At 41.7% G+C, this 11942-nt stretch carries 5 protein-coding genes; all 5 read left to right on the top strand.

Annotated elements, in window-relative coordinates; translation table 11 throughout:
• The first annotated feature begins 318 nt into the window (after positions 1-318).
• From ABDV71_RS06545 to ABDV71_RS06565, 5 genes are read left to right on the top strand one after another with little or no spacing between them, the layout of a single operon-like run.
• Positions 319-3501 (top strand): TonB-dependent receptor, encoded by a 3183-nt coding sequence (locus ABDV71_RS06545; protein ID WP_343531640.1) that lies wholly within the window; start codon positions 319-321, stop codon positions 3499-3501.
• Between the two features lie 7 nt (positions 3502-3508).
• Positions 3509-5239: a RagB/SusD family nutrient uptake outer membrane protein gene (locus tag ABDV71_RS06550; protein WP_343531641.1), complete on the top strand. Its 1731-nt coding sequence runs from the start codon at positions 3509-3511 to the stop codon at positions 5237-5239.
• Entirely contained in the window at positions 5239-8319 is a 3081-nt protein-coding gene (locus ABDV71_RS06555; protein WP_343531642.1) for a TonB-dependent receptor, read from the top strand. The genes ABDV71_RS06550 and ABDV71_RS06555 overlap by 1 nt, the downstream gene beginning before the upstream one ends.
• Positions 8320-8323: 4 nt before the next feature.
• Positions 8324-10078, top strand: coding sequence for a RagB/SusD family nutrient uptake outer membrane protein (locus ABDV71_RS06560; RefSeq protein WP_343531643.1), 1755 nt, complete (start codon positions 8324-8326; stop codon positions 10076-10078).
• Between the two features lie 9 nt (positions 10079-10087).
• Positions 10088-11908, top strand: a complete 1821-nt coding sequence (locus ABDV71_RS06565; protein ID WP_343531644.1) for a glycoside hydrolase family 2 TIM barrel-domain containing protein — start codon at positions 10088-10090, stop codon at positions 11906-11908.
• The last annotated feature ends 34 nt before the right edge of the window (positions 11909-11942 follow it).

The following is an 11942-nucleotide window of genomic DNA, read 5'->3' on the forward strand; positions in this document are numbered from 1 at the left end:
TCGCATTGTTTTGTCCTACATTATCACATTTCATTAACCATTAACAATCCATCATTAACCATTATTAAAACCAATTTTACCCCTAAATAAGGAAGATTTTACCCTCTATAATTCCATTTGTTCAAACATCTTTGCTATAACCAAATATTGTATGATGATACCACTACTGAACCAAATGCGGGGTAAACTACCTAACCCTATCCTATATTCGCCAGCGAATCATTTATCATTGCCCTCTTCAGGTCCATTTATCAACTACTGCAAGTTATTTGCGGCGGTTACTATATTATAATAATCAACCAATATTAACCCAATTGAATGATACTACTTTACCAGAGTTTTAGTTTTTATTCGAAACGTTCCCTTAGTCAAATAGCTAGCTATGCTAAAAAAGCATTGTTGTTATTTCTATTGTTAACGTTTAGCTGCTTGCTTTATGCCCAAAGCCGAACCATTACTGGAGTTGTTAAAGATAACCAGGGCTTGCCTATTCCTGGTGCTTCCATTAAACTTAAAATAGGTGGTACCACTGCCGTGAGTGATGCCGATGGTAAATATGCCATCTCGATACCTTCAACATCTGTGATTTTGGTTTATAGCTTTATTGGCTTTGTAACACAGGAAATTACGGTGCCATCGGGCAGCAACGTACAAAATGTATCTTTAAAAGAAGACAATACCAATTTGAACGAGGTGGTGGTAGTGGGCTATGGCACACAAAAGAAATCGACCTTAACTGGGGCCATCAGTACCATTAGTAGCAAAGAAATTCTGCAATCGCCAACTTCCAATGTTACCAATAGTTTAATAGGCAGAACGCCAGGTTTAGGTGCCGTGCAGCGTAGCGGTCAGCCTGGATCGAACAGTTCGGTCATCAATATCAGGGGCTTGGCCACCTACAACGGTTCGGGTGCAATTGTAGTAGTCGATGGCATAGAACGACCAGACTTTGGCGATATTGATCCAAACGAAATAGAAACCATCAACGTACTTAAAGACGCTTCATCTACCGCAACTTTTGGGATCAGAGGCGCTAATGGAGTAATCATTGTAACTACCAAATCAGGGAAAGAAGGTAAACCAAAAATTAGCTATAGTGGTAATGCCAGTATTCAAAGCTATACAGGTATTCCAAAAGCATTGGATGCCTATACCAACGCCTACTTAATTAACGAAGCCAACAGGAATGATGGTTTTGAAAGCGTGACCTGGAGCGATGCCGCATTGCAAAAGTTCAAAGACGGTTCAGACCCAATTGGCTATCCAAACATCAACTGGTTTGATTATGTTACCCGAAAATCTTATCCGCAAACCCAACACAACGTGAACGTAAGTGGGGGTACCAAGATCATCAAATATTTTGCTTCGGTAGGCTATCTTTTTGAAGATGGTATTTTCAAGGAATTCGATTCTCCGTACCAAATCAATTCGGTACCCAATTACAATCGTTACAACTTCAGATCCAACTTGGATATTAAACTTACCCAAAATTTAGAGGTGGGCATTAAGTTAGGTGGTCGTTTGCAAAAACGCTACCAACCTAGTGGTTTACGTTCTGGATCAGGCTCTTTTTCTTACGATAACGTAGAAGCCATGATTTCCCGCATTTTGCAGGTGCCAGCTTTCGCGTACCCGGTAACCCTGCCCGATGGACGCTTGGCGCAAAACCCAAGTGTAGGAACCAATATTTGGAATCCGCTTGGGGTGCTAACCCGCTGGGGAACTCGTTACGACGACTTCAATAACGTACAAAGTACCTTTAATCTTAATTATAATTTGGGCAAATTCGTAAAGGGACTATCCTTTAAAGCTAACTTGGGCTACGATTCCTATTTCGAAAACACCACCCGTCGTAATGCCAGTTGGGCAGCTTATGTCATTGATAGAGACACTAAGGAAGTGACCATTGCTGGGGATCGGCCACGTGACGAACCTTTAAGTGGCCTCATTAGCGACAATGGTGGTACCATTCATACCAATTTACAAGCGGGTTTTAACTATAACAGAAGTTTTGCCAAACATAACTTCACGGGTTTGATTTTAGGTACTCGCCAATTGATCAATGTGCAAGGGTCTACTGCTACCACCGCACCGCCTAGGGCTTCGCAAGGTGTGGTTACCCGCATTACCTACAATTATTCAGATAAATACTACGCAGAGTTTAACGCCGCTTACAATGGTTCAGAGAACTTTCCGGTAGGTTTAAAATATGGTTTCTTCCCTGCAGTTTCAGCTGGTTGGACCGCCAGTAATGAAGCGTTCTTAAAAGACGTGAAGTGGCTTAATTATTTGAAAGTCAGAGGAAGCTATGGTTTAGTAGGTAGTGATGAAATTGGACAACGTTTTCTTTACATCACCAGTTATTTGCGCAACGCTGCAGGTTTTACCGCTTCAACACCTGCTTATAGCCGTCCGGGAATGCCTGTACATTTTGGCGATCCAACCAGTGTGGTCACCTATCCGGTGGTTTATTTGCCTAACAGTAGCATCGGTAACCCAGAAATTACCTGGGAAACAGGTTTAAAAAGAAACATTGGGGTAGAAAGTAAGTTCTTCAAAAACTCCCTGTCGGTAAATATCGACTTGTTTGATGAAACCCGTAAGGATATTTTAACGTCAAGAAACTCTGGATTGACCAGTTTAGGACAAGGTTATCCAGCACTTAACGTAGGTGAAGTGTACAATAAAGGTTACGAGGTAGAGGTAGATTTTAACAAACAAAAAGGCGATTTAATTTACGGCGTGAATGCACAAGTTTCCTTTGCCCGTAATAAAATCAACAGTAGGGACGAACCTATCGGTGCCCCATCTTATCAAAAACAGGAAGGTAAAAGAGTAGGACAGTTCTTTGGTTACGTAACCAATGGTTTTTATACTTCGCAACAAGATATTGACAGTTACGTACCCAATGAGTTGGGAAAACCAATCCCAGGTGATTTAAAATATGTCGATATCAATGGCGATGGCCGTATCAATAGCGACGACAGAACCGCCATTGGTTATTCGAGGGTACCTGAATATATTTTCAGTATCTCTCCACGAGTTTCTTATAAAGGGTTCTCCATCTCCTTAATGTTCCAAGGCGTTACCAATGTAAGCTCCGATGTAATTTTAACGGAGCAGAACAATGGGCAGCAGATGTACGAGTTCATGTTGAATCGTTGGACACCACAAACAGCCGCAACCGCTACTTGGCCAGCACTGCACTCCAGGGGCAACACTTTTATCAGCTATCAACTGAACGATTTCATTTTGCAGGATGCTTCCTACATCAAACTACGTAATGCCGAAATTTCTTACACTTTACCAGCTAAATGGTTGCAGCCACTCAAAATACAATCGTTGCGAATCTTTTTAACAGGACAAAACTTGGCGACTTGGACCCGCTTCAAAATGTACTTAGACCCTGAAAATATCAATACCAGCAATGCTGATTTTTCAAAGCAATCTATCTATCCCACTTCAAGGATCTACAACCTAGGTGTAAACATTCAATTATGACATGAACATGAGAAACATATATACCATTATTTTCCTTTTTGTTGCTCTTGTAATTAGCTCATGTAAAAAGGATTTCCTAGATCGCACGCCTTCGGCAGATTTAGATGAAGAAAAAGTATTTAAAGATCCAGCATTGGCCATTGCCTACGCAGATAACGCCTATAACCATTTAATAGATGACTATGCTAGGTTTAATGCCCACCGTGGAACTACTGCTCAAGCTTCTGATGAGGCTGTTTCGGGCAATACCGATGTTTCGGTACGTACCTTAAACCAAGGTTTGTTCCACGATCATTATGAACGTGGCGGAGCACAGCTGAATGATATTGGCGACATTTGGGACCGATCGTATGCAGGTATTAGGATTGCTAACGTGACGCTTTCGAAAATGAGTACTATCCCTTGGACAGATTCTCAAATACAAGCTAAAACCCCGCAGAGAATTACAGGAGAAATGTATTTCATCAGAGCGTTTTTGTATTTCGAACTCATCAAACGTTTTGGTGGTGTACCCATCTACGACAAACCAGCCAGCATTTTTGATAACATCGATATCCCGAGAAACAGCTACCAAGAATGCGTAGACTTGATCATGTCTGATCTTGACAAAGCTGTACAGGTAGATGCTTTGCCAGATGATTACAATGCTTCTAATTATGGCAGAGCGACCAGAGGTGCAGCCATGGCTTTAAGAGCAAGGGTATTGTTGTACGCGGCTAGTCCATTAAATAACCCAACCAACGATTTAACTAAATGGGCCAATGCCGCTGCGGCAGCAAAAGCCGTCATTGATATGAACAAATATTCGTTGCAGGCCACCTATAACGATATCATGAATATGTCGACCTCACCAGAATATATCATGATCAAAATACGTCCACCACGTGTGATAGATGGTTTCTTATTAGATTTTGTGATGTCACCTGGATCAGGTGGTGCCCAAGGTTCTATGAATCCTACCCAAAACCACGTGGATATGTATGAAGCCGTTAAAACAGATGGTACTGGCGCTATTGTGAGTAGTGCGCCAATTACCACTTCGGGCTCAGGATATGATGCACAAAAACCTTACGAAAATCGTGATCCACGTTTTTATGCAAATATTTTATACAACAATGTATCATGGCAAGGCCGTAACATGGGGATGTGGTCGCAATATAACGCGGCTAGTAATACCTATACCTATGGCGCCGATTTTCGCCCTAACAATATCATTTACTCGGCAACCCGTTACTACTGCCGTAAAATGTGGCCTGAGGTGTACGTAAGAAATGCCACTCAAAGAGCACTGTTCAATTTCGTGTTCTTTAGATATGCAGAGGTGTTGCTTAATTATGCCGAAGCCGTTAACGAAAGTGGCGACAATGCGGCTAACAAAGAAGAAGCTCGCAAATACGTAAACGAAGTACGTAGTAGGGTAGGCATGCCAAATTTGGCCCTTACTTTAACCCAAGCGCAATTAAGAGAGGCTATTGTGAGGGAAAGAGCGGTAGAGTTGGCCTTTGAAGATTTCAGGTGGTACGATTTGATCCGTTGGAAAAAAGCCAAGGAGGTATTGAACCAACCGATGAAGGGCATTGACGTAGTACGTAACGCTAACGGAAGCTTTACCTACAATATAATTACGCTACCCAACATTTACCAAAAGAAATTTGACGACCATATGTATTTATACCCAATTCCAAGAAGAGAAGTATTTAAAAGCAATGGAATTTTAAAGCAAAATCAGGGATGGTAATGCAGAGAATTGAAAAATATAATCCGTTTACGACAGAAAATATGATAAAATTTTTAACCAAATATCTTTTACTTTCCCTGTTGAGCATTGCCGCCATGCCTTACGCTTGGGCCCAAACTGAACAGATTGCCGTAAAAGGTAAGGTAGTAGACCAAACTGGTGCGCCTATAGCGGGGGTGGTCATTATAGTACAAGAAAAAACAAGCGGAGTAACCAGTGATGCCGAAGGTAAATTTTCGATAGAAGCCAGTTCTAACGACCGTATCGTTTTTAAAATGGACGGTTACAACACGGCTTTCATACCTGCTTATGAAGTATCAGAAACCAAACCTATTAAACTCCAAAAATCTCAAATAGAAGCTGGCGATGACGATAACGTATACATCCCTTTTGGGGTAAGAAAAAAACGCGAAGTAACGGCAACTATTACTACCGTGAACAATCAGGAACTGCCGCAAATACCACTTTCAACCTTGAACAACGTATTAACAGGTCGTTTATCAGGCTTACACATTCAGCAAACAGGTAACCGTCCAGGTACCGATGATGCTAGTTTCCTGATCAGGGGTAGGTCGTCTTATAACAGTGGACAATCGCCATTGGTATTGGTAGATGGGGTAGCGCGTGATTTTGTAGACATGGATTTGAACGAGATTGAGAGCATTAGTGTATTGAAAGATGCTGCTTCCCTTTCATGGTATGGCATGTATGGTGCAAATGGCGTGATTTACGTCACCACCAAAAGAGGTAGTGCAAGTTCAACCAAAGTTACCTTTGATGCGCAGGGAGGTGTACAAACGCCAACTTACCTCATCAATCCGCTAAATGCCTATGCTTATGCTTATTTGTATAATGAAGCCCGTCAAAATGATGGACAAGCACCGCAATACAATCAACAGAGTTTAATTGGGTATTATACCAAATCGGACAAATATCTATATCCCGATGTGGATTATCCCTCGGAGTTTCTGAAAAAAGCTTCGCCAGTGCAACGCTACGTAGCAACGGTAAGTGGTGGTAATGCCTTTGCAAGGTATTTCACTTCGGTAAGTTTTTACGATCAGGATGGTTTGTACAAGGGTGGAGAAACCCCTAATTTTAATTCGAATACCAATTTCAGAAGATATAATTTCCGCACCAATCTAGATTTACACCTGAATAAAAACCTAGATGTGACTTTAGATGTTGGTGGTCGTGTTTCTAACTTACGTTACCCACGTGATGGCAATTCGGCTTTTTTAACTGCGATATTCAATACCCCTGCCAATGCGTTTCCATTGCTTAACCCAAATGGTTCTTATGGTGGTAGCTCTTTATTCCGTACCAATCCTTTGGGTATGTTGCAGGCCAGAGGTAACATTACCGACGTTTACCGTACTTTATTGGCAACCATGACCGCACGTCAAAAGTTAGATGCGATATTACCGGGCTTATCATTTAATGTGGCATATACCTACGATATGACAGGTTTATATACCTATGGCTTTACCCAAAACCACATTGTTTACGAGTGGCAAGGCGGAAACAGCTATCAAGGATATGGCACAGAAAGCCCGTTGAATTATGCCTCGAGTACCTTTAGCGCCAATTTGCGTAACAACGAATTTTGGGGCGGTTTTGATTACGATAACAGTTTTGGTAACCACAGCTTTAAGTTTTCTACTCGTTTTCAAAGAGCCGTTTCGGCTTCGGCTACCCGTTTGGATGATAAAAAGGAAGGAATTTCCAACCGTTTATCTTATGGCTATAAACAACGATACTTTGCAGATGCCATCGCCACTTATTCGGGCTCACAGAACTTTATGCCCGGCAAACGTTTTGGTTGGTTCCCAGCCATTGCCGCAGGTTGGATCGTTTCAGAGGAAAACTTCCTGAAAGGCAATAAAATTGTAGATTATCTGAAGTTACGTGGCTCATACGGTATTGTAGGTAACGAGGCCATTGGTGCTTCGCGACGTTTCGCTTTTAACGACTACTTTACCAGAGGTGGTTCACAATATTTCTTTGGAACAGGTTACAGCGCCGTAGCCAATACCGACCAGTTAGATTTGGCTAACCCAAACCTTACTTGGGAAAAAGCCATTAAATCAAGCGTAGGTTTTGATGCACAGTTCCTAAAGCAAGCGCTAGGCTTAAGCGTGGATCTATTTAAGGAGCATCGCAAAAATCTATTGACGGCTGATTTAGCCCCATCTATTATTGGGCAGCCATTGGTAAACATTAATGCCGGCGAAGCGCAATACAAAGGAGTTGAAGCCAATTTGAATTACAACAAAACCATTAACCAATTTACATTTGGTGTACATGGAAATTACACTTATGCCAAGAGCAAAATTTTAAAATTAAACGAGGAAGCGGGTATTCCTGCCTATCAGCGACAAGTAGGTTATCCTATTGGCGGTGTGGTAAATGGCACAGGTACCGTCAGAAGATTTTTGATTTCGCAAGGCTTGTTCCAATCAGAAGAAGAAATTGCGGCAGCACCAGTACAACGTTTTTCAGGAAATGTGAAGCCTGGAGATATCCGTTACAAGGATATTAATGGAGATGGTGTGATTGATAATTTAGATTTTGTAAGTACCAATTACTCCGATATTCCAACCTCATATTTTGGTTTCGGTGGATCAGTGAAGTACAAAAACTTCGATGTGAACTTTTTATTCCATGGGGTAGCTGGCAGAACCATCCAGATCAATACTTTGGTGAATGCGGGCACGTCAAATACAGGCTACATTAATCAGTTTAGTGCCTACCGATGGACGCAGGCTACTGCACAAGAAGCGCTTTACCCACGTTTAACCATTAATGATCGTGTAAACAATACCCAAAACTCTGATTTTTGGTTGCGCAGCGGCGATTTCATTCGATTAAAGCATGTAGAATTAGGCTATTCACTATCTGCCAATGCGCTAAAAAAACTGAAAATTTCGCAATGCAGATTTTATGTGACTGGGTTTAACCTGCTCACATTCGATAAGCTCAACGGATTCCCAATAGATCCAGAAATGCCTGATGCAGGTTACAATTCATCTTACCCAGCCTTGGCAACTTTTGCTCTAGGTTTAAACCTAAAATTTTAAGCACATGGCCATAAACTATACACATATCCTTAAAAAATACAAAAGCTTATCTTCAAAAGCTTTGATGATTGCTGTGCTAGCCATGAGTTTCTCCGCCTGTAAAAAAGATTATTTACAAGATGGAAGCATTACCGACGGCTCAATTACAGGTGAGCAAGTGTGGGGCAACGATGCCTATGCTAGAGGTGTGCTCAACAGTGCTTATTTCAACATCCCCGAAGGATTTAGTATTGATGGCAACGGCGGAATGTTGGCCTCAGGTACTGATGAAGCAGTTAACTCTGGCGTAAATGCGAACTTGAGCATCTTTAACAACGGCACTTGGGGGCCATTACGTACCGTTGACGATGAATACAGCAACCTTTATGAAGGTTTAAGAAAGGTAAATCTATTTTTAGAAAACTTGCCTAAAAGCGAAATCATTCCAACGGACGGTTTGAGTGTGCAAGACGACAAAAGCAGGTTAGAAGGCCAAGCCTATTTCCTGAGAGCGTTATTTCATTTTGAGTTGATGAAGCGTTATGGTGCCATTACTTTAGCCACCAGAGTGTTTAGCAGAGAAGAAAACTTGAATTTGCCCAAAAACACTTACAAACAATGTTTAGATCAAATTATTTCCGATTGCGATAAAGCCATTACCACCAAACTGCCTTTGTTTACCAGAGAAACGGCAACTACCGCTAACCCTTATCCTTGGCGTACGGGCGATTACGGACGTGCCACTAAGACAGCGGCCATGGGTTTAAAATCAAGGCTATTGCTATATGCGGCTAGCCCATTGTTTGCTACGCAAAGTGGCGTGACTTGGCAACAAGCGGCCGATGCGGCAAAAGCCATTATCGATTTGAATGTACATAGCTTACGCACCAACTACACCAACGTGTTCAATTTTGGTGCAGACCCTTATAACAATGAAGTGCTATTTGCTACCCGAGCGCAAAACCGTAACGATATTGAGCAACAACAGGCACCTATTAGTTATGATGGCGCCACAGGTCGAACCAATCCCACACAAGAAATGATCGATGCCTTTGAAACCACCAATGGCAAGTTGGTAACCGATCCTACCAATACTTTGTATAGTGCAAATAATCCTTATGCAAACAGAGATCCTCGATTGGCTTTAACCGTTAACTATAACGGTAGGGTCTTTAAAGGTAAAGCTGTCCAAGCTTATGTAGGCGGTGCCGATGGTTTGAACCGAAACATTAACGCTACCAAAACAGGTTATTACATGCGCAAATTTCTAAGTGAGTCTGCTACTTGGAACCAACAGTCGAACACTTTGGCTCGTAGACCTTGGGTAGTGATGCGTTATGCCGAGATCCTGTTAAATTATGCAGAAGCCCTTAATGAAGCACAAGGGATAACCGCTGTGACCGAAGTGTTAAAGCATGTAAATTCAGTACGGGCCCGTACAGGTGTAGCCATGCCTGCTTTGCAAACCACCAATCCAACAGGTAACGGCTATGTGGCTCCAACTAAGGAAGCCATTCGTGAGCGTATCCAAAACGAAAGACGTGTTGAACTTTGTTTTGAAGGCCATCGTTTTTACGATGTAAGAAGATGGAAGCTTGGTGAAACCTTTTTAAATAAACCCATTACCGGCATGCGTATCACCATTGATGGTTCAGGTACCACCACCTACACTCGTTTCGAAGTAGAAAAGCGTTACTTCCAAGAAAAAAACTATTTATACCCGTTTTCACAAAATACCATTAACCGTCAACCAGCACTGATCCAAAACACTGGCTATTAAAATTTAATTATGATTAAGCGTACACCATACTTATTATTCCTATTACTTTCCGTTACATTTTTATCGGCCAATGCCCAGTTGGTGCAAAATATTTTTGGCCGCAAACATTTGAGCTTAAATGGCAGATGGAACTATATCATCGACCCTTATGAAATGGGTTATTACGATTACAGACACGAGCCATTTGACCAATCAAAATCTGGAAAAGGCGGTTTTTATGATGATCGGAAACAGGTTAACAAATCCGAACTGATCGAATATAATTTTGATTTATCGCCAACCTTAAAGGTACCTGGCGATTGGAATTCGCAAGTAGAAAAACTGGAGCTTTATGAAGGAACCATTTGGTTAAGGAACAAGTTCCTAGCTAATCCACAGGCAGGGAAAAAATACATCCTTTACTTTGGTGCGGTAAATTACGAAGCCCACGTTTACCTAAACGGCAAAAAGCTAGGCACGCATAAAGGCGGTTTTACCCCATTTCAGTTTGAAGTAAGTGATAAACTGAAACAAGGCGAAAACTTTGTGGTAGTAAAAGTGGATAACACCCGCAAGCAGGACGAAATTCCAACCGTAAATACCGATTGGTGGAACTACGGTGGCATTACCCGTGATGTGCTTTTGGCAGAATTACCTGGCAATTACATCCAAGATTATAAAATTCAACTGGCCCGTTCAAATGCCAAGCAAATTGAAGGTTTTGTAAAATTGAGCGAAGCCTCGGCAGGACAATCGGTAGAAGTAAGCATTCCAGAAGCTGGCTTGAAAACTACGGTAAAGACTGATGCCAGCGGCGTAGCCAAAGTAAGTATCCCAGTAAAAAAATTAAACCTGTGGAGTCCCGAAAATCCAAAACTATATGAAGTGCTGATCAGTTCAGCGACCGATAAAGTAGCCGAAAAAATTGGCTTCAGAACCATCGAAACCCGTGGACAAGATATTTTGTTGAATGGCAAATCAATTTTCTTACGTGGAATATCTATGCACGATGAAAATCCATTGGCACAAGGAAGGTTGCGCGGACAGGGTGATATGCGAATGATGTTGCAATGGGCAAAGGAGCTTAACTGTAACTATGTGAGGTTGGCACATTATCCGCATAACGAAGAAATGAACCGTTTGGCCGACGAAATGGGACTATTGGTTTGGGCTGAGGTACCTGTGTATTGGACCATCTCTTGGGAAAATCAGGACACTTATAACAATGCACAACAACAATTAACCGATTTAATTGAACGCGACAAAAACAGAGCTGCGGTAATTATTTGGTCGATAGGTAACGAAACACCATTGAGCGAACCACGCTTTAAGTTCATGAGCAAACTGGCCGATAAAGTACGTGAATTGGACAACACACGTTTGGTAGGCGCAGCATTGGAAGTACACCGCAAAGGTTACGACGTGATTGTAGACGATCCATTGGGAGAAAAATTAGACTTGGTGAGTTTCAATCAATATGGCGGTTGGTACTGGGAGTTACCAAAAGAATTACCAAAGTATAAGTTCAAAATCAAGTACAACAAACCCGTAATCATTACCGAAGTAGGAGGAGACGCCTTGGCAGGATACCATGGTGATGAAGATACCCGTTGGACCGAAGAGTTTCAGGAATCATTGTACAAATATCAAATTCCTTTTATGAATACCATGAGTGGTTTACGCGGCATGACCCCTTGGATTTTAACCGATTTCCGTTCCCCTCGCAGACAACATCCTTTCTTCCAGGATTTCTGGAATAGAAAAGGTTTGATTTCTGAAACTGGAAAGAAAAAGAAAGCATTTTGGGTACTGAAAGAATTTTATGATCAAACGGAAGCAAAATATAAATAAAGCAATTACAGAGACTAAGATCAGATGTTGACAG

This window comes from Pedobacter sp., from assembly GCF_039594775.1.
Taxonomy (GTDB): Bacteria; Bacteroidota; Bacteroidia; order Sphingobacteriales; family Sphingobacteriaceae; genus Pedobacter.

What these genes read in the sequence shown, in the direction of transcription:
- ABDV71_RS06545 (WP_343531640.1), top strand. Translation starts at nt 319, where the DNA reads ATGATACTACTTTACCAGAGTTTTAGTTTTTATTCGAAACGTTCCCTT.
- ABDV71_RS06550 (WP_343531641.1), top strand. Translation starts at nt 3,509, where the DNA reads ATGAGAAACATATATACCATTATTTTCCTTTTTGTTGCTCTTGTAATT.
- ABDV71_RS06555 (WP_343531642.1), top strand. Translation starts at nt 5,239, where the DNA reads ATGCAGAGAATTGAAAAATATAATCCGTTTACGACAGAAAATATGATA.
- ABDV71_RS06560 (WP_343531643.1), top strand. Translation starts at nt 8,324, where the DNA reads ATGGCCATAAACTATACACATATCCTTAAAAAATACAAAAGCTTATCT.
- ABDV71_RS06565 (WP_343531644.1), top strand. Translation starts at nt 10,088, where the DNA reads ATGATTAAGCGTACACCATACTTATTATTCCTATTACTTTCCGTTACA.